Consider the following 23731-nt stretch of genomic DNA (forward strand, 5'->3'; position numbering starts at 1 on the left):
TTTTGGCGTTTTCATTATAATACGTCCACCTATATCAACCCCAAAGAGGCCAAAAAAATGCGCCCATTACCCCCTGAATTTTATTTAGATCCCGTTACCCACGTGGCCAGGGCGCTATTGGGCCAGCGTCTGGTGCGCCGTTTGGAAGATGGGCGACGCCTGGCCGGTTACATTGTCGAAACCGAAGCCTATGATGGCGAAGAGGATAAGGCCTGTCATGCTAGCCGTGGGCGCACGCCCCGTAATGCCGTCATGTTCGGGCCGCCGGGACGGGCTTATGTGTATTTCACCTATGGGATGCACTGGTGCTTAAACGCGGTGGTGGGACCGGAGGGTCAACCCGCGGCAGTGTTGATCCGCGCGATCCTGCCCTGCGAAGGCCTGGAGCAAATTGCGCAGAACCGTGCTGGGCATCCACCAGCAGAATGGACAAACGGTCCAGCCAAAGTCTGTCAGGCCCTCCAGATTGATGGTCGGCTGAACGGGTGTGATCTCACTGCCGCCGATAGCCCATTGGTGATTGAACCCGGCATTAATGTCCCGCAGGATTGGATACAGGTGGGCGCGCGAGTGGGCATTGCCTATGCCCCCGAGCCCTGGCGTTCAATGCCCTGGCGGTTTATCGCTCACTTGCCGGTTGAGGCTTATGCAACCTGGGAAATTCCCGCCTTCCTTAGGCCTGAGGCGAGGTCAAAAAAAGCCCGGGAGCGTTGATTCCCCCGGGCATTCCTCAAGGGGGTAGGTTGCTCATTCGTAGCGTAGGGCTTCCACCGGTTCCAGGTTGGCGGCGCGGTTAGCGGGGTAAAGGCCAAAGAATAACCCCACGGCGGTTGAGAACAGCGTGGCCAGCAAGATAGCGTCAAGGCCCACTTTAGGATTGAGTGGGGTATTGCTGGCTGCGGCAATCTGCCCAACCACAAAGGCAATTAACCAGCCGAAGCCGATCCCGATCAGTCCACCGAAGAGGCTGAGCAGGGATGATTCAGTGAGGAACTGGATCAAAATATCGCGTTTGCGGGCGCCGATGGCCTTGCGTAGACCAATCTCCCGTGTGCGCTCAGTGACCGAGACCAGCATGATGTTCATGATCCCGATCCCGCCTACCAGCAACGAGATCGCGGCAATGCCACCCAGGAAAATGGTCAGCACACCGGTAATGGTCTGGGCAGTGGCAACGAAATCCTGCTGGGAGAAGATGGTAAAGTCATCTACCCCCAGTTCGGTCCGGTGGCGGGTGCGCAGGACCTGAGAAACCTCTTCAATGGCCTGGGGAACCAATTCCGGGCTGCTGACCTGCGCCAAGATCAAGTCCACGCGGTTGCGGTCGCGGCGAATGATGCGCGCCTGGGCGGTGCTGAGGGGAATGAGCACAATATCATCCTGGCTGCCAAAACTGCTCCCGCCCTTGGGTGCCGTCACGCCGATAATGCGGAAGGGTTGCCCCTCAATGCGGATGACCTCACCGATCAAGCCTTCGCGCCGCCCGAAAAGACGATCGGCTACCTCAGGGCCAATCACGGCAACTGAGGCCTGCCCCAGCAGGTGTTCTTCGCTAATAAACTCGCCTTCCAGCAGGGTGTAGTTGCGCACGGCGGCGTAATTCGGGGTTACACCGGAGATTTGCACGCTGGTGCGCTCACTCCCATAACTCACCTCGCGGGTCGCACTAAGCACTGGTGCGACTGCGGTCAGCGAAGGCGCCTGGAACGGGTCCGCCAGGGCTTGAGCGTCGGCGAGCGTGAGGGGTTGGGGATTACGCACTTGCTCGGTAAAGTTGCCGGGGAAGATGAAGAGCAGGTTGCTCCCCAGCCCGCTGATCGAGCCGGTGATGACATCTTGCGCGCCGGTGCCCACGGCCAACATGGCGATCACCGCTGCCACGCCGATCACAATGCCCAGGATGGTCAACCCCGAGCGGAGTTTGTTAGCGCTAAGGCTTTCCAGGGCTTCTAAAATGGCTTGTCCTAGGTTCATAGGCCATCCTCCACGACGAGGCCATCCTGAATCCGGATAATACGTTGAGTCTGTTGAGCTACGGTGGGGTCGTGAGTCACAATAATCACCGTGGTGCCAAAATCGCGGTTCAGGCGCAGAATCAATTCCAGAATTTCCTTACCGGATTTGGAATCCAGGTTGCCGGTGGGCTCATCTGCCAGGATAATGGCCGGGTTGTTGACCAGCGCCCGTGCGATAGCGACCCGTTGCTGCTGTCCGCCAGATAGTTCGGTCGGGCGATGGTACAGACGGTCGCCCAGCCCCACGGCTTCCAGCGCCTGCCGTGCGCGTTCACGGCGATCACCATTGTAGCCGGCGTAACGCAAAGGTAACTCCACGTTAGCCAGAGCTGTCGCACGTGGTAGCAGGTTGAAATTCTGAAAGACAAATCCCACTTTGCGGTTGCGAATGCGCGCCAAATCGTCATCCTTGAGCCGTGAGACGTCCTCACCATCCAGAATATAGGTTCCGCTGGTGGGTTTATCTAGACAGCCCAGGATGTTCATCAAGGTAGACTTACCCGAACCGGACGGCCCCATGATGGCAACGACCTCCCCGCGGCGGATGCGCACGCTGACCCCGCGCAGGGCATGTACCTCAACTTGCCCCATCTTGTAAACCTTGGTCAGATCATGGGCTTCAATGACCCAATCATTGTCTTCGGTCATACCTACCGACCTCCCGCAAAGGGCGGACGCCCCCCGGTAAACGAGGTGATTTGTGCAGGCGGGTTTAAGATGACCAGGTCTCCTTCGCGTAGGTCACCTTCCAACACCTGGCTATAAGTCTCGGAGGTGGCACCCAGGCGAATGGTGACTGCCTCGGGTAGGCCGTTGCGCAGGACATAGACCACCCGTTGACCTTCACGCAAGCGCACGGCGCGATTGGGCACCAACAGGACATCTTCAAGCTGTTGCACCAGGATGGTCACGGCAGCGGTCATGCCGGGTTTGACCTGTTCATCGGCATCGCTCAATTCTAAGGTGACAGTGAAGTTGACCACACCGCCGACCGGTGTACCTACTCGACCAACTTCTACCACTTTGCCCATATATTCCTTGCCCGGGATGGCGTCAAACGTTAGCCGAGCCGATTGGCCGACCTGGATGCGGTTGATATCCACTTCGGGCACTTGCACGTCCACCAGCAAGCGGCTGAGGTCGTCAATGCGGAAAGAAACGGTACCCGGCGTCACCTGATCCCCAACTTTGGAACGCACCTCGGTTACGGTGCCGTTGAAGGGCGCTTCCAAGCGTGCCAGTTTGAGGGTGGCTTCGAGGGCAGCAATGCGGGCTTGAGCGGCTTGGATATCCAGTGGATCAGGACCGTTCTTGAGCCGTTCCCATTCGCGTTGGGCATCTTTGAGTTGGGCTTCGGCCAGTGCGACATTGGCATCCGCCTCGGCGATTTCTAATTCATCCGGTTTACCTAACAGGTAGTTCAGGTTAGCCAGGGCGCGATCCCGCGCGCGTTGGGCGTTAGCTAGGTTGGAAAGGGCCAGGGCGCGGCGCGGGTCATCCTCGGGGAGGCCAGCCACGCTCTCGTATATCTCTTTTTGTCGTTCGTATTCGTTCTGGGCCAGGATGTAATTGGCACGGGCTTCGTCAATTGTCGCCTGGCTGGCGCGGGCGTAATCCTTGCTCTGGCGGCGCTTTTGTGCCTCTTTCAGGTTCTTTTGAGCTTGCGCCAGCGCCAGTTGGGCCTGGGCACGGGCTAGATCAGAATGGAGCAGGTTATCCAAATTGCGCTTGGCGGTGACCAGATCAGCCTCGGCCAAAATGATATTCTGGGCCAGCGAGGATTTCTCAAGTTCGGCCAGCACTTGCCCGGCTTTGACCGTATCTCCCACGGCAACTGTGATCTTGCCGATTTGGCCGCTGGTTTGCCAGGCCAATATGGCGGTCTGATTAGCTCGAACGGTGCCGGTGGCGCCAACCGTGGCCGTCAAAGTGCCGCGCTGAAGGGGTTCAGTTTGAAAGTTCGTGTTGAGCGCGGCACGGGCCGATTGCCAGGCACGCAAGCCCAGAAAAGCGGCAATGACCAAAATGGCGATGACCAGATAAAGGATCCATTTGCGTTTCATCGGTATGCTCCCTTGTGCTCCATGAAGCCAGGTTTGTTCTAATTATTACCACACTTAACCCGCTAGGGTGAGATCATTTGTAAGGTTGACGCTTTCGAGCGCCATAATCTCGCGGTAGGTCAGGGTCCACAGGCTAGAGAGGAAGACCTGTTCCCAAGCACCCAAGAGCACCAGAGGCGAAAAGACGATCAAGAAGAACGGCGGCAAAACTAAGATCAGCGCGGTCAGGACGGCCAGCGGCTGTGCCAGGAAGAGTGAGGCCAAGCCGAAGATCACCAGACCGGGAAGACCGACGATAACCAGGGCGGGGATAATCATAAAGAGGTAAAGCGGAATAAGCAGGAAGAAAAGAATCAACGTTGCAATACCCCAGCCGATTCCGATCCCCAACACCACCAACCACATCAGGCCAGCGTTTTTCCATTGACGACGGAGTAGACCTAGGGCATGACGCAAGGCTTCAATGACGCCCATCTCCTGCAACACACAGGCGCGGCGGGCAATTTCACCGACGATGCCGATGAGGATACTTACCAGGATCAGCACTACGAACCACAGCAGTGCCAACCCAATTCCGATGATCACGGCCGGGGCGGTGATGGCCGGGGTCTGCGCCGAGGCACCGACGATGAACAAACCGATGAGCGGGATGATCAGTAGCACCAGGATGACGATGGGAAGGCCAAGCAAGAGGTCAATGAGAAAGAGTTGCCAGGCTTTACGCGACCAGCCCAGTCGCCATCCTTGCCGAAACGAGGCTCGAACACCTTGTGCCTCATAATCATCCACCAGGCGGATCAGGGCAACCTGACTCACGTAATGTGCAATGGCCAACGTGATCCCTACGATTCCGAAGATGCAGATCAGGACGATCACCAAGCCGACCAGGGTGGGCAGGAGTTGGTGCTCTGGTACCTGTGCCAGGGGACGGAAGAATTCTTCCAACCAGCGTTCAAACACGCCACTGGGCGCACCCCCATTCCCTTCCATACGGTAGGAGAAGAGGTTATTCACATTCCCCATCCCACCCCCGCCGGAGGCCGTCAGCGCCAGAATCAGACCAAAGAGCCAGAGGGTACGGTAATGCCAAAGGATATGCCAGGAACGTTTGAGGATTTTTAAGGGGTCAATCATCATGGTTAATCTCCTTGAGATAGATAGGCTACGCCGATTTCATGGCGTTGGTTCTTTCTGGGGTTGAGGTGGTCGCCCAAAACTGTCGCCATCCCCAAAGCACCAACCAGATCAAGTACAACAATGCGATTTGCGCCTGCCAGATCAACACCCCCAGCCATTCCCCGAGCCAGCGGTCGGCCTGCTGAAGCCATTGCAATATCACCTGCAGGCTGGGGGATGGTGCAGCGCTTCCCAGCAATGTGAGCAATGATAGCCATAGACTACGGGTGCCCGTGGTGAGCATGTCCGGTGCGCCGTTGGCAAGTAAACCACTTTGGGCGCCTAACCGGAGCCACGTGATCACCCCCCACACAACTTGCAGCGCCGACCAAAGGATCAGCAGCACCAGAGGTGCGCTCCAGACCAACGCGTGAGCAGATTGTGCAGTCGTAGTTCGGCGTGGTGGGAGGCGGAGCATCACTTGTGCAGTGAATCGCTCACCGGGCGTGAATGGGAGATCCTCCGGCAGGCTGCGAATCCAAGTGCTGAGAGTTTGGCGGGCCAGCAGATCGCTATGGCAGGCGGCGCAAACAGCCAGGTGTTGCGTTACGCGTTGGCGATCGGTCGGGCCCAGTTCGTCATCCAGATAAGCGTCTAGTAAATGGGTGACGTGATCGCTCATGAGTTGACCTCCTGTGGGGTGAGCCAGGGCGTCAGTTGCTCACGTAGGTGTTGACGGGCGGCGTTGAGACGCGACATCACCGTGCCGAGCGGAATATCGAGTGCTTCGGCAATTTCACGGTAAGAAAGCCCGCCATATTCGCGCAGTACCAGCACGGCGCGAGTGGCTGACGGAAGGGTTAAAATCGCCCGGCGCACCAGGTCTTCGCGTTCTTTCTGCTCCAAGGTGGCGTGCGGGTCGGGTGAGTCGCCGTGAAGAGATGAGTCATCATCCAGTGCAAGGGTGGGGCGCTCGCGGCGAAGCATATCCAGAGCAGCATTGACGGCGATGCGGTAGAGCCAGTTGCGCCAGGGCATGAGGGGGCGGTAGGTGTTAAGGTTCAGCCAGGCGCGCACAAAGGCTTCTTGGGCAGCATCCTCGGCCAGGTAAGGGTCGCCGCACAGGCGGTACACGACCCCAATCACACCAAGGTGATAGCGGCGCACCAGTTCGGCAAAAGCACTTCGATCGCCGCGCTGGGCCTGTTGCACCAGTTCTGCCTCGGATGAAGCCAGTAAAGCGCTCTCCACGCCTGATCCTTTTGGCTTATAGAGTCCATTCACCCTATTAACGAATGTTACCGCGGTTTTATTCGTCTTAATGCCTTTTTCCCTTTGACCTATATAATTGGCATAAACCGCCTGAGGCCACTAGGCTAAGGATTAAGGTTTGGGTATCACCTTGTTACGGGTGAGATTGGCCCCAAAAATTTTTAGGCGTGAGATGAAGCATGAATGAGTGGATCATGATCGGGGTTGCACTGTTGTTGCTCACCAGTGTTCTGGTGAGCAAGATCTCAGATCGCTTCGGAGTGCCGGCCCTGCTATTGTTCTTGATCTTAGGCATGCTGGCGGGTTCGGATGGGCCGGGCGGGATCTACTTCGATGACCCGGCTTTGGCTCAGACCATCGGCGTGGTGGCATTGGTGTTGATCCTCTTTTCGGGAGGATTAGATACCGAATGGACGCAGGTCAAACCGGTGCTGAAAGAAGGCATACTTCTTGCGACGCTTGGGGTTTTGATGACCGCAGTGGTCTTAGGGATCTGTGCCACGCCGCTCATAAACCTCACCTGGAAGGAAGGGCTTTTGCTGGGTGCGATTGTGTCCTCTACCGATGCCGCCGCGGTGTTTAGCGTTCTGCGCTCACGGGGGATAAGCCTAAAAGGAAAGTTAAAGCCCTTGCTTGAACTCGAATCGGGTAGTAACGATCCCATGGCGATTTTCCTAACCCTGGGGTTGATCCAATGGTTGACCCAGCCATCCACATCCCTCGGTGATTGGCTTGTGCTGTTTGTGCGGCAAATGGGCATTGGCGCCATTCTGGGCTACGGCATGGGCAAAGCCATCGGGTTCCTCATCAATCGCCTTCGATTGGGGTATGAGGGGCTGTATCCTGTGCTGACCCTGGCGTCGGTTTTTCTCACCTTTGGATTGACCTCGGTGTTGGGCGGGAGTGGCTTCCTGGCCGTCTATCTGGCAGGGATCGTGCTGGGCCAACAGGATTTTATCCATAAGCGCAGTCTGATGCGCTTTCACGATGGGTTGGCCTGGTTAATGCAGATCACCATGTTCCTCACCCTGGGCTTGCTGGTTTTCCCTTCGCGTTTGGTTCCAATCGCCGGGATTGGGATGGTTATTGCGCTGATTCTGATGTTTCTCGCCCGCCCGGTGGGCGTATTGATCAGTCTGTTACCGAGCGGATTAAGTTGGCGGGAGAAAATGTTTGTTTCCTGGGTGGGACTGCGCGGTGCAGTGCCAATCATCCTGGCGACGTTTCCGCTTTTAGCACGCGTGCCTCACGCCGATTTGATCTTCAACGTTATTTTCTTTGTTGTCCTGACCTCTGTTTTACTGCAGGGCACGTCCATTCCGATGGTGGCACGGTGGTTAGGGTTAGACACTCCCGCCCAACCTCGGCGTGCCTATCCGATTGAATTCACGCCTATGCATGGTATTGAGGGAGAACTCAAAGAACTCACCCTGCCCGCGGATTCACCAGCAGTAGGCAAAGCCATTGTGGAATTGGGCTTGCCGCCGGAATTCCTGATTGTTCTTATCGCGCGGGGCAAGGCGTTTATTATCCCCAGCGGTGGTACTGTGTTGCAGGGTGGTGATACACTGTTGGTGCTGACAGACAGGCCTTCTTTGGAGCAGGCTTGTGCCCGTTTAGGGCTAAAAGGAAACGCAGGGGCTAGGGCTGACGCTCCAGATTAGATGAGTGGATCGGGATTTCGGGTTGAGATTCCGCCGCGGCGGGCTGGTGTTTGGCTTGGGGGGTGCTCAGATTGACCAGATAGATTCCGCTCAATACCACGATCCCGCCTAGGATTTGGGTTAGGTTAAGCGGCTCGCCGGCTAGCGGGATGGCCATGAGCGCCGTCAATACCGGTTGGGCGACCATAGTGGGGGCTACAACCGAGGCCGGCAGATGACCGAGGGCGTATGCGACCGAAAAGTAGCCAATTACCTGTGAGATCAGCCCAGCGCCCAGGAAGGCCAAGTAGGTGCTGGGGGCAAAACCGCTCAGGGGCTGAGCACTGGCCAGGTTAATCCCCAGCAATACCAGCGAGGCTGTTGCGGTTACCATGAAGATATAAACCAAGGCCGGGAAGCGCTCGCGCCCGCGCTGGGTGGTCAAAAAATAAGCGGCATAGAAGAGGCTGGAACCCAACGCCAAAAAATTGCCGCGGTTGAGTTGTGGACGGTAGATGAAGTCGCTTCCCAGTACCAATGTAGCACCGCTCAGGGTTAGAGCAAGCCCCAGCCAGAAGCGTCCGCGCAGGCTTTCACGCCAGATCAACGCGGCAAAGAGCCCCACCCACAGCGGGGCCAGGTTGTTCATCAAGGTGGCAGTGGCAATCCGTGTTTCGTGGAGCGCGATGCTCCAGGTGGTGTGATCGAGGGCGGTGAAGCATCCACCCAAGAGGGGCAGGAACAACCATCGGGGGGTATTCCCTAACCCATGCCGGCGCACTTCGCGCATGAATAGCGGAGCGAACGCCACAGTGGCCACAGCCATACGATAAAAGGCGGTCACTGGCCCTGGTGCATCATTGGCCCAGCGCACGAAGAGCGAAGATAAACTAAGGGCAAGAATGCCGCTCAAAAGCGCTAAATAAGGTAACCAGGGGCGATGGTGGGACTTTGAGGGTATATCAGCGGGTCGTGCTGGGGTCATGGACACGATTATACGCGCCCGCCCCTGATCTCGCCAGGGAGAGGACCTTCATAAGGTCAGATCTGGGGTTGGGGGAAGGGGGGATTTTGGCAGCAGGCGATAGATCTCAATCGGCTCTTGCTTGCCTCGCACGTGGTGCCGCCCCAGCGGTTGTAAGTTGAATTCTCGCACTTGCTCGGCTAGCGCGGCATACGTGGTGTGGCTGACCAGGGCCCCACTGCCTTCGATCAAATCCCGCGTCAAGGCTTCAATGCGCTGAGCGGTGTTTACGGTATCGCCGATAATGGTATAGTGCAGGCGATCTCGCGCCCCCAGGCCGCCAGCGATCACACCACCGGTGTTGATCCCGATGCCGGTAACCAAAGGTGGATCACCCCGCGCAATACGGGCGGTATTAAGTGCTTCGAGCGCCAAGAGCATCCGCGCGGCGGCACGGCAGGCGGCCAGTGCGCTCTTTTTGGGACTGAGGATACGAGGCAGGATGCCAAAGAAGGCCAGCAGCGCGTCCCCATCGAATTTGTTAACCACACCGCCTTCTTCGACAATGATAGGCACAAGGCGGTCATAATATTCGTTCAACCAGGCCAGGACACGCGCCGGCTCAACGTGTTCCGAAAGGGTAGTGAAACCACGAATATCGGTCATCAAGACGGTGGCGATGGCTTCTTGACCTTCCAGGCGCAGGCTGCCGGAGGTGAAGGTTTGGCGCAACTGCTCCCGCACTTCGGGCGAGACGGTGCGACCAAGTAAGTCGCGGTAGATGGAACCTTCCTGTAAACCTGCGACCATGGCGTTGAATGCATGCCCCAAGACCGCCAGTTCATCGTTCCCCGGTAAATTGACTTTGACTTCCAGGTTGCCCTGGGCGACCTGCGTCGAAGCCTGTACAAGTTGCACCAGGGGTTGGGTGATGCGGTTAGCCAGGTAAAACCCGATCAGAATCACCAGCAGGATGGCCGCGATGACTAATCCCATCACCTGGAGGCGCGTGGCCTGACTGGCACGGATGACAAAGGCCTGAGGTAGGGCAATCCCGATCAGTCCCTGATCCTCCCCGCCACGCGCCTCCCATGGGCGCAAAATTTCGCCGTAGGTCAGATTCCCTAAATTCAAGGTGCGGATCAGGGTCTGTTGATCCTGGTTGACCAGCACCTGGGCGACTTGTTCCAGAGTTAACGGCTGGACCGAAGGGGCATCGAATAAGGTGGTGCTGAGGGGTTGGCCGTTGAAATCGTAAAAGGTGATTTCGCCGAAAAGGTCTTCGCGCATCTCGCGGGCCAGGGTAGGGATAGATTTGCCGACCACCACCGCGCCCACCCGTTGGTTGGCGGCGTTGTAAATCGGTCCGCTGACGAAGAAATAGTGTCCCCAAGGGGTGACGAGGGTGCCGGCAAACTTATCGCCCTGGGCATCTACTACACCTTGCAAAACTTTCTGCACAAAGTTGGCCGGTTGGAAGGTGGGATCCTCGCGCACGGCCTGATACAGCCCTGCTGAGCTCCCTTCGGGTCGGTAAAGCACAAGCGTTGCCAGTCCTTGGGGATCAATCAGGGCGATGATTTGTTCATTGGTGTTGATTGCCAGGGGCAACAGGCGCAGGCGAAGTGTTTCGGCGTCTTGATTTTCTAACGCGGTGGCAATCCCTTCGCTATTGGCAACCAGGCGCAGCGTACCCAATAGTCGTTCTTCCTCGCCGACTAACCAATTTTGGGCTTGTTGGGCCACGCTAATCAATTGATTATAGAAACGTTCCTGCACCGATTCAAAGACCACCCGGCTCACGATATAAGCGGCAGCCAGGGAGAACAGGAACGCCAGGACGAGGTAAGGAAGGACAATTTTCAGGCGCACCGGCATCCGTATGCCGGTGTGCAGTTGAGTCTGAACAAGACGCGTTGAAGGCTGAGTGGCGGCCCCGACCCCTTCGGCGCGGCGCAGCGCCAGGGCAATCCAGCGGGGCGTGAAAGGGTGGCGAAGAAAGTTGTTTACACCAAATGCCCGTGCCTGCATCTCGCGCTGCAAGTCGGGGTAGCGACTGGTGAGAATAACGCGCACTTGTGGATGTTGCTGGCGCAGGTAGCGCAGTGTTTCCAGCCATGCCTCGCCCGGAAGATGCAGATCTAGGAAAACCAAATCGGGGTTCAAAGTTGCCCACTGTGCGCGTACCTCGGTGGGTTGGGTACTTTCCCAAACCTGGTGGCCGCGGCTGCGCAGGTAGCGAATCAGCCCCTCACAGGTGCGGAGATCACTTTGCAGGAGCAGGATGCGCACACGCTTCTCCAAGAAAGGTAAGGGCTCAGGTCAGGTATTCGCGTAGGTGGCGGCTGCGGGTGGGGTGGCGCAGTTTGCGCAAGGCTTTGGCTTCGATTTGGCGAATGCGTTCTCGGGTCACATTGAAGTAGCGGCTGACCTCTTCCAGGGTGTGGTCTTTGCCGTCAATCAGCCCGAAGCGCAATTCCAACACCTGGCGTTCACGTTCGGTCAGTGCACCAAGGGCGTTTTGCACCTGCTGGCGCAACATCTCACGCGCCGCAGCGTCCATCGGTTCCAGGGCTTCCTCGTCTTCGATGAAATCCCCTAACTGGCTGCTTTCCTCATCGCCGACCGGGCGTTCTAACGAGACCGGCTCCTCCGCCGATTGGAGAATGCGTTGCACCTTGGCCGTGGCGGCCTCCCAGCGCCGTTGTAGTTCAGGATCCAGGGGTTGATTGCGGGAGCGGGCCAGCAAGATGGCTTGGACGTCTTCTTCGCTGAGCAAACCCGACTCCAAAGCAAGTTCCTCGTAGGTCGGTTCGCGTCCCAATTGTTGCATTAAGGAACGCTGGACACGCAACAGGCGCGTAATGGCCTCAAAGAGGTGCACGGGGATGCGGATGGTGCGCGCTTGTTCGGCAATATAACGGCTAATGGACTGACGAATCCACCAGGTAGCGTAGGTGCTAAACTTATAACCGCGGGTAGGATCGAATTTGGCCACTGCGCGCAGCAATCCCAGGTTGCCTTCCTGGATCAAATCGAGGAAGGAAACCCCTCGCCCCAGATAGCGCTTGGCAATGCTGACCACGAGGCGCAAGTTGGCGCGAATCAGCACATTGTTGGCCTCTTCGGCGTGCTGGTGGATGTCCTCACGTTCTTTGCGCAATGCCTCTTCATCGTTCAGATAAGGGGTGAAGAAAGCCAGTTCAGGTAGCTCCAGTTCTGTTTCCGTCCATTGGGTTAACGCCTGGGCGGCAGCTTCGGGCAGGAGGTAAAGGTCGAGGAAGAGGTTGAAAACGTTCCGCACCAGTCCGTCCCAGAACGTGTCGTGCCCCCAAGGACCGCTATCCATATACGAACGGACGTATGAGGGGGACTTGCTCTGCCAGGTCTGGCGTAAAAGGCGTGCTTCGGCCAGCACAAGTTGCAAATCAGGAGGAGCAGTGTGTTCCAGGCGCGCTGCGTCCTGCTTGACCCGTTCCCATGAGGTGAGCAGGTCTTCACACACGGCCAGGAATAACGCTTTATAACGTCCGTTGCCATTGCCCCGTGAGTCAATGTGCTTTTGCAGAGCATCCAGGCGGCGATCCGCCTCAATACAGGCCGCCAGGCGGAATTCACTGTCTGCATCCAACAGGCTGATCTGCCCGATTTCACGCAGGTAAAGCCGCACCGGGTCTTCGGAGAGCTCGGCTGCCAGGGCCGGGTCTTCTAAAATCTCCAGCGGATCTTCGAGCGCCAGATCAGACCAGTCCTCGCTGGAGGGTGCGGCGACGGGTTCTTCCAATTCCGCAGTGAGACCTTCTTCTTCGCCTTCGGCGAGGGTCTCAGGCAAGTCGGACTCGTCTCGTGGGGCGATGTGCCGAGGTGAAGGCGTGCCGGCAGCGGACTTGCGCGTACCTTTGGCCTTGGTGATCTTGTTTTCCGATTCGGGGGATGCCTTCTTTGTGCGTGGCATGTTTAAAATCATACCATGAGGCTATAAATTGAGCAAAAGAAAACCCGCCCCAATTTTGCGGGCGGGTGCCATGGCCAGGTGGAACGTGCACGTTCACGCGGCAACGCTGCGCCCGTAGAGCGCCTCGCGCACCTGGGAGACGCGACGCCGCAGATGGTCATCGCGTTCGATCATATCGGCCACTTTTTCGCAGGCATAAAGGACGGTGGTGTGATCACGCCCTCCCAACACTTCACCGATTTGAGGTAGGGAGACGTTGGCTTCCTCGCGCAGCAAGTACATTGCGACCTGGCGCGGAAGGGCTACCTCTCGCGAGCGTTCCCGGCCGAGCAAGCGTTCGCGAGGGATACCGAACACCTGAGCGACGGCGTTCACCACCTGAGCCGGTTCAACGCGGCTGCGTTGAGGAATGAGATCGGCGAGGGCAATGTCCACCAGGGCTGGGGTCAGCGGGCGCCCACTCAAATCTGCGTAAGCCAGCACGCGGGTCAACGCCCCTTCCAGTTCGCGGATGTTAGATTGGATTTGACGCGCGATGGCATAAAGGATTTCGACAGGCACATCCCGCCCGGCGCGTTCGGCCTTGGAGCGTAGAATGGCGATGCGCGTTTCCAGGTCGGGTGGTTGAATATCCACGGTAAGCCCCCACTCAAAGCGGGAACGCAGGCGCTCTTCTAGCGTCATCATGGCTTTAGGTGGGCGGTCTGAGGAGATCACCAGTTGCTTTTCCTGGCCATAGAGGGTGTTGAAGGTGTGGAAAAATTCTTCCTGGGTTGATTCCTTGCTGGCAATAAATTGGATATCGTCAATCAAAAGCACATCAATGTTGCGGTAGCGTTCGCGGAAAGCGGTGGTGGTGTGGGTGCGAATGGCGTTGATGAGGTCATTGGTGAATTCTTCGGCGGAGACATAGAGAACGTGCAAACCGCGCTCCAGGGTGGCATTGCCGATGGCGTGGAGCAGGTGGGTCTTGCCTAATCCGACCCCGCCGTAAATGAAAAGGGGATTATAGGCGCGAGCGGGGTTCTCAGCAACAGCCTGTGATGCGGCATGGGCAAGGCGATTGCTGGCGCCAACGACGAAATTTTCAAAGCGGTAGCGCGGGATCACGGTACGCGGTTGTGCGGAGTCATTGCGTCCGTTGGAGGGCAGGAAGGTTGGAACATCGGGCGAGGGGTTCAGCGGGGCTTCTTTGTGCCAGACGATAAACTCCACCTGCTGAGGTGAGCCCATCAGTCCGCTCAAAAGGCGGGTAACCGTACCGGATAGGCGACTTTCTAGCCAATCGCGGGCGTAGGCATTGCGTACCCCGATGGTAAAACACCCTTCCTTCCAACCGACCAATTCTGCATTTTTCACCCAGGTATCGAACGCGGCTTTGGACATTTCCATTTGCAGTTGGCCCAAGACGACCTGCCAGGCATGTTCAGCGTCCATGGTTTCTCCTCCACTCCGCATAGGATTCGTACACCCCGCCGCGGCGCAATAGCCAAGATGACCCCCTGCAACTTGCAGAGGGTTTACCCAAAGCAGTTTTCGTTTGGGTGTTGACCAGGAAAAGGGGGACAGGTGTCCGCCCTGAATGATCGGTGCGTGAATTATTCTAGCAAATCTGACCCTGACTCACAAGTCGGAAAACCTACGCTGACCTAAAAAATTGGCGATCTTTAAAGTCGAGCCACCTTAAAGAGTCTTGGGTAAAATTGCGGCATTTGAGTGGAATATAGAAACATTTGTTCTTGCCATGCTTCCTTGGATCCTATACATATACCCCCATATATAGGGGGTGAATAATCATTGGGGGCATCCTAACCAGGAAATCAAAAGATTCTCATAGTCTTGGGTAGGGCTTGGTGCATGCGTTAAGGCCGGCGTGGTGAATCAGCATTGAGGAAAGTTTTTTAAGGTTTATGGGGAAGCCTGTCACCCTTGACACGATAGGTGGTTTGTCATATAGTTCGATTATCGAATAATTAGAGATTCGAATCATGAACGAAGATCTTGATGCGTGTGTACAAGATGTTTTAGAGGTGGTGATGGGGGTAAGCCGCACCATTCGCAGCCAGATGCGCCGTCACCGCGATCCGCGCATGAGCGTGCCGCAGTTTCGGGCGCTGATCTTCATTCGCCGCCAGGCCACTGCCACGGCCTCAGAATTGGCCGAGCATCTAGGGCTGACGCGCTCGAGCACCACCACCCTCGTGGACAACCTGGTACGTATGGGATGGGTGGAGCGAACCGGAGATGACCAGGATCGTCGCCGTGTGCGTCTGCGCCTGACAGCAGCGGGTGAGGCGATCCTAGAATCTGCTCAGGCTCAAACCCAGGCCCATTTCCGGGCGCTGTTGGCCGGGCTCTCTCCTACTGAACGGGAATGCGTGAGTCAGGCCATGTACATCCTGCGTTGTCATATATTGGAGCGAACTCCAAGCGAAGGATCATCTCAAGAAAGGTCGGAACAATGATCTTACAAACCAGCAACCTTACCCGACGTTATGGCTCATTAGTTGCCGTAGATCATCTGAATCTGTCTCTGCAAGAGGGAGAGGTATTCGGCTTGCTGGGGCCTAACGGTGCCGGAAAGTCCACTACCTTGAAAATGCTTACCACGTTGCTTCCACCAAGTGAAGGCAGTGCAATAGTGGCCGGCTTTGATATCCGTCATCAAGCTGCCCAGGTGCGCCGGGTAATCGGTTATGTGCCCCAGTTGATCTCGGCCGATGGGGCGTTAAGCGGTTATGAGAACCTGTTGATTGCAGCCAAACTTTACGACATTCCACGAACAGAGCGCGACCAACGGATTGCCGCAGCGTTGGACTTCATGGGGCTGAGTGACGTGGCGCATCGTCTGGTGCGAGAATATTCCGGCGGGATGATTCGGCGCCTGGAGATTGCCCAGGCTATCCTTCACCGCCCGCGCGTCCTTTTCCTGGACGAACCCACGGTTGGTCTTGATCCGGTAGCACGTCATCTGGTATGGGATTACATCCGCCAAATTCGCCAAAATCTGGGCACAACGATTCTACTGACCACCCACCTAATGGATGAGGCAGATCTCTTATGTGACCGGGTCGGTATTATGCACCTGGGACGCCTGGTTGCCTGTGATGCACCGCAAGCCCTCAAGGTGGCGATTGGAAAACCCGAGGCTACCTTAGACGAGGTTTTTATCCACTTTACCGGCAATCAACTTCAAACGACTATGGGAGGTTACCGTGAAACCGCTCGAACCCGGCGTGTCGCCCGCCGTCTTGGCTAGACCTTCTCCCTCGCCTTCGGCCCGGCAGGCTTGGCAGCCCTGGGCGATGCTACGCGAGATGGTTGTTAAAACCTGGGTCATTGCGGAATTAGAAGCGCGCAAATTGCGCCATGATCCTACTGAACTCTTTACCCGTGCAGTACAGCCGGCGCTGTGGCTGCTCATCTTCGGGCAGGTATTTGCCCGTGTGCGCGCGATCCCGACCGGGAATCTTTCCTACCTGGATTTTATGGCGCCGGGCATTCTGGCCCAGAGCGTTTTGTTTATCGCCATCTTCTACGGCATTTCAGTGATTTGGGAACGCGATTTAGGCGTATTGCATAAAATTATGGCCAGCCCGGCACCACGTGCGGCGTTGGTCAGCGGTAAAGCCCTTTCGGCGGGCATCCGTGGCCTGACCCAAGCGGTGATCATTTATGCCCTGGCGGCGTTGTTGGGGGTGGACTTAAACTGGCAACCCCAGGCGTTATTAGGAGTAGTGGTGGCGGTGATCCTCGGCGCGGCCAATTTCTCTCTCTTCTCGCTCATCATTGCCTGCCTGGTCAAGACCCGTGAGCGCTTTATGGGGATTGGGCAGGTGCTTACCATGCCACTCTTTTTTGCCAGTAATGCCATTTACCCCCTTGCCATCATGCCGTCTTGGTTGCAGGTATTGGCTAAAATTAACCCTCTCACCTACATTGTGGATGCCCTGCGCGCTCTGATGATCACAGGTGCTACCCCTGGTTTTCCTTTGGGGCTGGATTTCGCGATCATGAGTCTGACCACGCTCATCCTGGTGGCTGTGGCGGCACGGCTCTACCCGCGTGTCATCGTTTAGGACGAGAGGCGTTCGTTCGGGTTGGCCGACCCATTCTCTCCCGCGATGCCCACTAAAATACATCGCGCAATCTGTGGCTCAAAGGCTAACTCCGTATGTTCGACCTGGATGATGGTGACCGGACGTTGGGCAAGCACGCGCACGGTTCGCCCGGGCATCACACCATAGGCTTGTAGATAGTGTTGATAATCCAGGGGCAACGCCTCGAAGCCCAGGATGGTTACCTCCTGACCCGGTGACACGTGCCACAACGTTGGTCGAAGGGGATGTTTGCCCTGTCCGTGACGGTAGCGGGCGCGGTGGAAGCGGAGGTGAGGAATAAGCATGGGGCGCAATCTCCTTTTCATGAAGTCTTATCCTTAGAAGGGGTCTGCGGGCGCTTTAGCAAGCGCTCGGCCCAACGGGCCCAGCGTGACGTTTGGGGATTGATCACGCTGGTGCCGCAATTCGGGCAACACGCCATTTGACATCCAGCATGCAGAGGGCATTGTGCGCATGCAGGGCGTTCCCCGGCCGTGAAGCGGGTGCCGCACACCGGGCATGTCAGCCAGGTCTCTTCGGTGAGCTGTGGGGCGGGAAGAGGATCAGCCATGCCATCCTACCAGGGTAAGCAAGCGGTACAACGCACCGCCCACGAATAACGCGAAGGGAAAAATAAAAGCCAGCATCCCCAGCGCCGTCTTTAACCCGCGCTCTTTAATCATCATAAACACGCTGGCGATGCAGGGCACAAAGAGGGTAATTGTTACCATGGCGACTACGACCTGAATCGGGGAGAGCAAACCGCGGGATTCCATGACGAAAAGATTGGTGGCAGCAAAATCGCGGCGCAAAAATCCGACCAAAAAGGCCGCAGCAGCTTCGGGTGGAAGACCCAACCAGTGGGTTACCACCGGTTCGGCGAGGTGAATAATGCCGGGTAAAAGGTGGAACCAGTCCAACAGGAAGAGCAGGAAAGTTCCCAGCAGGAACAGGGGCACCGCCTCTTTGATATACCATTCCAGACGTGCCAGGGTTTTGATCAGCACATTGGAGAGCACCGGCCAGCGCAAAGGCGGGAGTTCCACGATCAAGGGAGTGCGTTCACCGGGTAAGACCTGTGCTGCCAGCCAGCCAACAATGAGCAAGACGATCACCACCACCGTTGCCCAGATCAGAGTAGCACCAAATGAGATGCCGGCCAGCATGCCCATCACCACGCCCAATTGGGCTGAGCAGGGGATGGCAAGAGCGAGCAAGAAGGTCACCAGGATGCGCTCACGGGGGCGGCTGAGGATGCGCGTAGTCATGGTTGCCATGGTTACGCAACCCAGCCCGAGTACCATGGGGAGCACAGCCTGGCCATTCAGGCCGATGCGGCTGAAAAACTGATTGGTCAGCACTGCCAGGCGCGGTAGATATCCTGAATCCTCAAGGACTCCGAACGCGATAAAAAAGGTGACCACAATCGGCAAAAGCAGCGCCAGGGCATAGGTTACGCCCATGGTCCATAGGCCGTATTCACCGATCAGCATTTGTTGTAAGAACGGCCAGGGCATCCAACGCGTTAGATGGCTGACGATCCAGGGGTTGATGATCTGACCAAAGAGCGTTTCTTCCAAAAACCCCACCAGGGTACCGGCGCCGAACACGCCTACAAACCAGTAGAGACCGTAGAGCACCAGCGCCAGGATGGGGATGCCCCACAGGGGGTGGGTGGCTAAGCGCCCCAGGCGCACATTGAATGGCTCGTGTTGAGGTTGGTCCTGGTGCCAAACCTGATTGATCAAACCGCGAATGACCTGATCACGCGTCCTCTGGAGCACACTGGCAACCGGTTCTGACAGGCGAGATTGTAAATCCTGGCGGATGCCTTCCAGGCGTTCAAATGAGGCAGGATCAAGGTGGGCTCGCAACCAGGCGAGGACACCGTTTTCTCCGCTCAGGAAAAGCAGGGCTAATCCCCGGGCAGAGATGGGGGCGGTGGGGAGAAGGGGTATAACGGCTTGTACGGCTTCTTCAACCGCGGGGGAATAGGTGAGATGAATTAATGCCGGTTGAACTCGCTCCAGGGCGTGGAGCAGATCATCCACCCCTTGACCGCGGGTAGCAACGGTGGTTACCACTGGCACGCCTAAAGTACGGCTGAGCGGTTCCAAATCCAACTTAACCCCGAACGCCTGAGCTTCGTCCAGCATGTTGAGCGCCAGTACGAGGGGCAACCCGAGTTCAGCCAGTTGTAAAGTTAAGTGCAGGGTGCGCTGTAGATTCTTGGCGTCCCCCACCTGGATCACGGCACCAACGTGTTCATCCAGTAGGGCGCGCACGGTAACTTCTTCATCTTCACTGCGTGCCGGAAATGTGACGATTCCAGGGGTATCTATGACTAACCACTCGGGGTGATGGCGCAAGTTACCCTGGGCAACCTCAACCGTGGTGCCGGGGTAATTCGAAACCGTTACATATTGCCCGGTTAATTGGTGGAAAAGAACCGACTTACCAACATTCGGGTTACCGACCAGCAAAATGCGCGCATGGTCATCGCGTGTGATCGAGGATGGCATCGGGGTTGAATGACAATGGGCCATAAGATTCCACCTTTTGTAAACAAGATTGACACAACCCATAAAAAATCAACGAGGCGCTTTCAATACTCCCCCCATAATGGGCGATGAAATCGCGCTTGAGTATTTCTAATAGCGGCGCCGGAAATTCAATGATGGTATTGCACAGGCGACAGCGAAAGTGATGGTGATCGGGATTAGCAGAAATGGCCGGATCAAACCGGTCCTGCGGGCGTTCGCCTTCAAAGCGCTGAGAACCGACCACGCCCAATTCTTCCAGCCAGCGTAACGTGCGGTAAACGGTTGAAAGATTTAGGTCTGGGGCACGCTGGCGGGCGCGTCGGTAGACTTCTTCTGCCGTGGGATGATCAGTGCACTGAGCCAGAGTTTCCAGGATCAGGCGGCGCTGGGAGGTCATACGCCCGCCGGTGGCGCGCAAACGTTCGGTAACTTGAGCGATCCAGTCCATTGGGTTGCCTTTTATTGCAAATGATTTGCAACAAGATCGCCCTAATTTTAGGTGATTCTCCCCCTAGGAATGAAGTGTGGTTTATCCCCTTGCTCGGTGCAAAATGTCACATATCAGCAAGGGGCTGGAAAGCGGTCTTTTTGTTTAGGCTCAAGCGCGTTCTTTTAGCAACGCCGTAGCGCGGCTTTGTTCCTGTTGGATGCGTTGCGGGCGGACGGTAATCCATATGATCGGTAGGGTGATCACCAACATAACGGCGTTGATGATGAATGGCCAGTAAGGGCTCCAGTTTTCCCACATCAGGCCGCCGAGGTAGGGTGCCGGAAGGGAAAAGAGACCTAAAGTGGTTGAGAGCAATCCGAAGGCCAGGCCGCGTAGATGGCGTGGGGCAACTTTGGAGATCAGGGCATTGAAGGCCGGGGCATAGAGCGCTTGCCCTAAACCAAACATGCCCCAAACCAAGGCTTGGAGGGGGAACGCTGGCCCGCCCAGGAAGAGGACGGTCGCGGCGGCAAAGATACCCAATCCACCCACCAGGCCCCAACGTTCGCCGAAGCGGTCAGAAATCCAGCCACCGGCGGTATTAAATAACGCCGCGGCGATGCCCATAATGGTATAGAGCGAGCCGACGCTGGTGGTTGTATAGCCGTAGAGATCTTTTAGGTAGATCGGGTAGAACTGATCGCTGAGGCGAAAACTGAAATCCTGCAGCCCGTCGAAGACGAGAATCCAGGTCATCAGGGTGCCGGCGGTAGCCAGGCTGATCATCTGCGCCAGGTTGGACTTGAGTTGGCTGAAGTTAAGGCGTCCCTCCGGCTCTTGGGCTGCGGCGCGGGCGCGGCGGCTCATGCTCACGCGGATGATGGTCGCCACCACGTAAAACCCCGCTGCAACCAACAGCATCCCGCGGAAACTTAATCGGTCCGCCAGAAAGCCCCCCAGGAACGGTCCGAGGATGTTAACAATGCCGAAAACACCATCGAATAACCCATATACCTTGCCGCGGTTATTTTCGCTCGTATGCTCGGCGATGAAGGCGCGGAAGGTGGGGGTGATCAGCGCACTAGAGATGGCCGCTGCAATGATTGCCACCAGAGCCCATTCCCACGAGGGGACAAACGGCAGCCACAGTGAGCCAATCAAACCGATCAGGCTTCCGATGGCGATGGTGCGCAAGTAACCCAGCGAGTCCGAGATCCAACCGCCGAAGACCTGCAAAAGGAGAGGGGCAAACATGCCGATGGTAAAGAACAGCCCGACCTGCTCCACGCTGGCACCGAGGTTGCGTAAATAGAGCGACAGCATGGGGGATTCCATGCGTGAGGCAATGTTCGCCAGGATCATTGCAAACATAAAGAGAACCAGGGTGGGGGAGAGAGCTTGCAATACGGACCGATCGAATCGTTTCATGAACATCCTCGCCGGGGGAATTTCACTCCCTAAAAACTGGTCGTATGGATAGCGTTGGTATAATTATAGTCACAGTTGGTTTTCCTGGTTTTGCCTTTCTTATTACCCCCGTGGATTGGACATTGCCAGCATGAATACCGTTCCGCTTCAAGTCGTCGCCTTGCGGTTACGCCCGGGCCAGGATCTCAAACAGTCCCTTGATTCCTGGGCGCATGAAAACGCCATTCAGGCGGCTGTGGTCTTGACGTGTGTGGGGAGTTTACAGCGCGCCGCACTGCGTCTGGCCAACCAGCCCGGTCCCACGGTGTACGAAGGTAAATTTGAGATTGTTTCCCTGACCGGCACCCTTTCCGTTCATGGGTCACATTATCATATTGCAATTTCCGATTCCTTAGGTCAAACCCTGGGCGGTCACCTCATGGAGGGCAGTCTGGTGTACACCACCGCGGAAATTGCCCTGGGTATCTTACCAGGGGTAAGGTTTGAGCGCCGTTTTGACCCTGAGAGCGGCTATGACGAACTCTTTGTGGTGAGCGAGGGAGATTGAGACAATGGCTGAACCCGTGCGCATTCTGATAGATACCGACCCTGGCATTGATGATGCGCTGGCAATTTTATTGGCGCTGGCTTCCCCCGAGGTGCAGGTTGAGGGTATCAGTGTGGTGTTTGGTAACTGTGCTGTGGATCAAGGAGTACGCAATGCTCTGGCTGTGCTGGATCTGGTGCACGCACCGCAGATCCCGGTGGCGCGCGGCATGGAACGCCCGCTGGTGCAGCCCCTACTTTTAGCCCCAGAAACACACGGCGACACTGGGCTGGGTTATGCCCGCTTGCCAGAACCAACCCGGCAACCCGACCCGCGCCATGGCATGGATTTAATCATCGAGACGGCGCGCTCTGCACCGGGTGAGATCACGTTGGTGGCCTTGGGGCCGTTGACCAATCTGGCGATGGCATTGCGGCGGGAGCCACGCCTCGTACACTGGTTACGGCGCGTGATCATCATGGGGGGTGCGATTCGCCACCAGGGCAATACTACTCCTCTGGCTGAGTTTAACGTCTATTGTGATCCGCACGCGGCTCACATTGTGTATCACTCCGGCCTGCCCATCACCCTGGTGCCACTGGACGTCACTTATCAGGTGGTGCTCAAACCAGAACATGTGAATTATTTGCTGTCGTTTGAGTCTCCGGTCGCGCAGTTCATTGCGGATGCGACGCGGTTCTACATGGAATTTCATGACGCCTATCAGCAGATTGAGGGGTGTGTGATTAATGATCCGCTGGCGCTGGCAGTAGCCTTTGCGCCGGATCTGGTCGGTACGGAGGCTCATTTTGTGGATGTGGACATCAGCGGTGGGGTCAGCATGGGCAAGACCTTTGCTGACTTTTACCGCATGACCGGCAAATCATCCAATATGGAGGTGGCACTAACTGTTGATCATGCGCGCTTTATCAATCTGTTTGTAGAGCGGATGGCCTACCTTTGTCGGTCCATCCCGGCTTAATCCTGGTCTTACCATCCCCCAAGGAGGACACGATGAAACTGATTGATTCGATCAAGAAGGATTTCAATACCATGACCCTGGTTCTTATCCCGGTCGCGATCGCCATCAATGTGGTCATTGGGCAAATTGTGGTCCTGCTCCGACTACCGGTTTATCTGGATTCCATTGGCACAGTGCTGGTCGGGGCGATTTGCGGGCCGTGGGCTGGTGCACTGACAGGGACGCTTTCCAACATCATCTGGGGCTTGCTTATTGATCCCAATGCGTTCCCCTGGTTCCCGGTAGCCCTGTTCATCGGATTTGTTTCAGGTTGGTGTGCCCATTTTGGACTTTTCCGCACCTGGTGGGGCGTGGTGATCACGGGCTTTCTGGTTGCGATCACGGCTGCGATCGTCTCAACGCCTATCGCGGTATATCTTTATGGTGGGATCACAGCCAGCGGCTCCTCGTTTATTACCGCGTTCTTACTCCAGACCGGGCGCGATTTAGTCAGCGCGGTGTTAAGCACCAACTTCCTGGTGGAACCGGTGGATAAGATTGCGACGGCGCTGCTCGCCTATGCCATCATCCGTGGCCTGTCTCGCCGTTACCTGATGCGCTTTCCGCGGGCTGAGAACGTCATGCCCAAACAAGCCTAAGCGAAGCCCTAGTGTTTACCTTGGGCTTCATCATTTACGTTTTCAAGGCCTGGCTG

General features: G+C 56.8%; 22 protein-coding genes. 8 read left to right on the top strand and 14 right to left on the bottom strand.

Features of this window, described 5'->3' with window-relative positions; all coding sequences use genetic code 11:
* Positions 1–57: 57 nt before the first annotated feature.
* Positions 58–714 carry a DNA-3-methyladenine glycosylase gene (locus QYE77_RS11280; RefSeq protein WP_315625506.1) on the top strand — a complete coding sequence of 219 codons (657 nt, stop codon included), beginning with the start codon at positions 58–60 and terminating at the stop codon, positions 712–714.
* Between the two features lie 33 nt (positions 715–747).
* On the opposite strand, the gene QYE77_RS11285 is transcribed toward QYE77_RS11280, so the two are convergent.
* Genes QYE77_RS11285 through QYE77_RS11310 form a run of 6 tightly spaced genes read right to left on the bottom strand, consistent with a single transcriptional unit; the run spans position 748 to position 6445 of the window.
* Positions 748–1974: an ABC transporter permease gene (locus tag QYE77_RS11285; protein ID WP_315625507.1), complete on the bottom strand. Its 1227-nt coding sequence runs from the start codon at positions 1972–1974 to the stop codon at positions 748–750.
* Positions 1971–2663 carry an ABC transporter ATP-binding protein gene (locus QYE77_RS11290; protein ID WP_315625508.1) on the bottom strand — a complete coding sequence of 231 codons (693 nt, stop codon included), beginning with the start codon at positions 2661–2663 and terminating at the stop codon, positions 1971–1973. Before QYE77_RS11290 ends, QYE77_RS11285 begins: the two co-directional genes overlap by 4 nt.
* Positions 2664–2665: 2 nt before the next feature.
* Entirely contained in the window at positions 2666–4078 is a 1413-nt protein-coding gene (locus QYE77_RS11295; protein ID WP_315625509.1) for an efflux RND transporter periplasmic adaptor subunit, read from the bottom strand.
* Positions 4079–4132: 54 nt separating this feature from the next.
* Complete coding sequence (locus QYE77_RS11300; RefSeq protein ID WP_315625510.1) at positions 4133–5215, bottom strand: DUF7544 domain-containing protein; 1083 nt, start codon at positions 5213–5215, stop codon at positions 4133–4135.
* 25 nt (positions 5216–5240) lie between these two features.
* Positions 5241–5876 carry an anti-sigma factor family protein gene (locus QYE77_RS11305; RefSeq protein WP_315625511.1) on the bottom strand — a complete coding sequence of 212 codons (636 nt, stop codon included), beginning with the start codon at positions 5874–5876 and terminating at the stop codon, positions 5241–5243.
* On the bottom strand, positions 5873–6445 hold the full coding sequence (locus tag QYE77_RS11310) for an RNA polymerase sigma factor (RefSeq protein ID WP_315625512.1): 573 nt from the start codon (positions 6443–6445) through the stop codon (positions 5873–5875). Before QYE77_RS11310 ends, QYE77_RS11305 begins: the two co-directional genes overlap by 4 nt.
* Before the next feature lie 200 nt (positions 6446–6645).
* On the opposite strand from QYE77_RS11310, the gene QYE77_RS11315 reads away from it, so the two are divergent.
* Positions 6646–8130, top strand: coding sequence for a potassium/proton antiporter (locus tag QYE77_RS11315; RefSeq protein ID WP_315625513.1), 1485 nt, complete (start codon positions 6646–6648; stop codon positions 8128–8130).
* On the opposite strand, the gene QYE77_RS11320 is transcribed toward QYE77_RS11315, so the two are convergent.
* The 4 genes from QYE77_RS11320 to dnaA all read right to left on the bottom strand — a co-directional run bounded on the left by QYE77_RS11320 (position 8108) and on the right by dnaA (position 14465).
* Positions 8108–9094 (bottom strand): DMT family transporter, encoded by a 987-nt coding sequence (locus tag QYE77_RS11320; RefSeq protein WP_315625514.1) that lies wholly within the window; start codon positions 9092–9094, stop codon positions 8108–8110. The two genes, QYE77_RS11315 and QYE77_RS11320, sit on opposite strands and share 23 nt — an antisense overlap.
* Before the next feature lie 48 nt (positions 9095–9142).
* A complete protein-coding gene (locus tag QYE77_RS11325) occupies positions 9143–11365 on the bottom strand; it encodes a cache domain-containing protein (protein WP_315625515.1) in 2223 nt (740 codons plus the stop codon).
* A gap of 25 nt (positions 11366–11390) precedes the next feature.
* On the bottom strand, positions 11391–13028 hold the full coding sequence (locus QYE77_RS15420) for an RNA polymerase sigma factor RpoD/SigA (RefSeq protein ID WP_315625516.1): 1638 nt from the start codon (positions 13026–13028) through the stop codon (positions 11391–11393).
* Positions 13029–13121: 93 nt separating this feature from the next.
* Positions 13122–14465 (bottom strand): chromosomal replication initiator protein DnaA, encoded by a 1344-nt coding sequence (gene dnaA, locus QYE77_RS11335; RefSeq protein ID WP_315625517.1) that lies wholly within the window; start codon positions 14463–14465, stop codon positions 13122–13124.
* 551 nt (positions 14466–15016) lie between these two features.
* Here dnaA and QYE77_RS11340 point away from each other — a divergent pair.
* From QYE77_RS11340 to QYE77_RS11350, 3 genes are read left to right on the top strand one after another with little or no spacing between them, the layout of a single operon-like run.
* Positions 15017–15493, top strand: coding sequence for a MarR family winged helix-turn-helix transcriptional regulator (locus tag QYE77_RS11340; RefSeq protein ID WP_315625518.1), 477 nt, complete (start codon positions 15017–15019; stop codon positions 15491–15493).
* The gene (locus tag QYE77_RS11345; RefSeq protein WP_315625519.1) at positions 15490–16287 is read left to right on the top strand and encodes an ATP-binding cassette domain-containing protein; all 798 of its coding nucleotides are present in this window, start codon (positions 15490–15492) and stop codon (positions 16285–16287) included. Before QYE77_RS11340 ends, QYE77_RS11345 begins: the two co-directional genes overlap by 4 nt.
* Positions 16244–17107, top strand: a complete 864-nt coding sequence (locus tag QYE77_RS11350; protein WP_315625521.1) for an ABC transporter permease — start codon at positions 16244–16246, stop codon at positions 17105–17107. The genes QYE77_RS11345 and QYE77_RS11350 overlap by 44 nt, the downstream gene beginning before the upstream one ends.
* On the opposite strand, the gene QYE77_RS11355 is transcribed toward QYE77_RS11350, so the two are convergent.
* The 4 genes from QYE77_RS11355 to QYE77_RS11370 form a co-directional block, all read right to left on the bottom strand.
* The gene (locus QYE77_RS11355; protein ID WP_315625522.1) at positions 17104–17433 is read right to left on the bottom strand and encodes a FeoA family protein; all 330 of its coding nucleotides are present in this window, start codon (positions 17431–17433) and stop codon (positions 17104–17106) included. The two genes, QYE77_RS11350 and QYE77_RS11355, sit on opposite strands and share 4 nt — an antisense overlap.
* Positions 17434–17691: 258 nt before the next feature.
* Entirely contained in the window at positions 17692–19674 is a 1983-nt protein-coding gene (gene feoB / locus QYE77_RS11360; protein ID WP_315625523.1) for a ferrous iron transport protein B, read from the bottom strand.
* Positions 19625–20119, bottom strand: coding sequence for a Fur family transcriptional regulator (locus QYE77_RS11365; RefSeq protein ID WP_315625524.1), 495 nt, complete (start codon positions 20117–20119; stop codon positions 19625–19627). The genes feoB and QYE77_RS11365 overlap by 50 nt, the downstream gene beginning before the upstream one ends.
* A gap of 150 nt (positions 20120–20269) precedes the next feature.
* Positions 20270–21529, bottom strand: coding sequence for an MFS transporter (locus QYE77_RS11370; protein WP_315625525.1), 1260 nt, complete (start codon positions 21527–21529; stop codon positions 20270–20272).
* 130 nt (positions 21530–21659) lie between these two features.
* Between QYE77_RS11370 and QYE77_RS11375 the strand changes: the two genes are divergently transcribed.
* From QYE77_RS11375 to QYE77_RS11385, 3 genes are read left to right on the top strand one after another with little or no spacing between them, the layout of a single operon-like run.
* Positions 21660–22076, top strand: coding sequence for a PPC domain-containing DNA-binding protein (locus QYE77_RS11375; RefSeq protein ID WP_315625526.1), 417 nt, complete (start codon positions 21660–21662; stop codon positions 22074–22076).
* Between the two features lie 4 nt (positions 22077–22080).
* Complete coding sequence (locus tag QYE77_RS11380; protein ID WP_315625527.1) at positions 22081–23037, top strand: nucleoside hydrolase; 957 nt, start codon at positions 22081–22083, stop codon at positions 23035–23037.
* Positions 23038–23069: 32 nt separating this feature from the next.
* Positions 23070–23675, top strand: coding sequence for an ECF transporter S component (locus tag QYE77_RS11385; protein ID WP_315625528.1), 606 nt, complete (start codon positions 23070–23072; stop codon positions 23673–23675).
* The last annotated feature ends 56 nt before the right edge of the window (positions 23676–23731 follow it).

It is taken from the genome of Thermanaerothrix solaris (assembly GCF_032334255.1).
GTDB lineage: Bacteria > Chloroflexota > Anaerolineae > Anaerolineales > Anaerolineaceae > Thermanaerothrix > Thermanaerothrix solaris.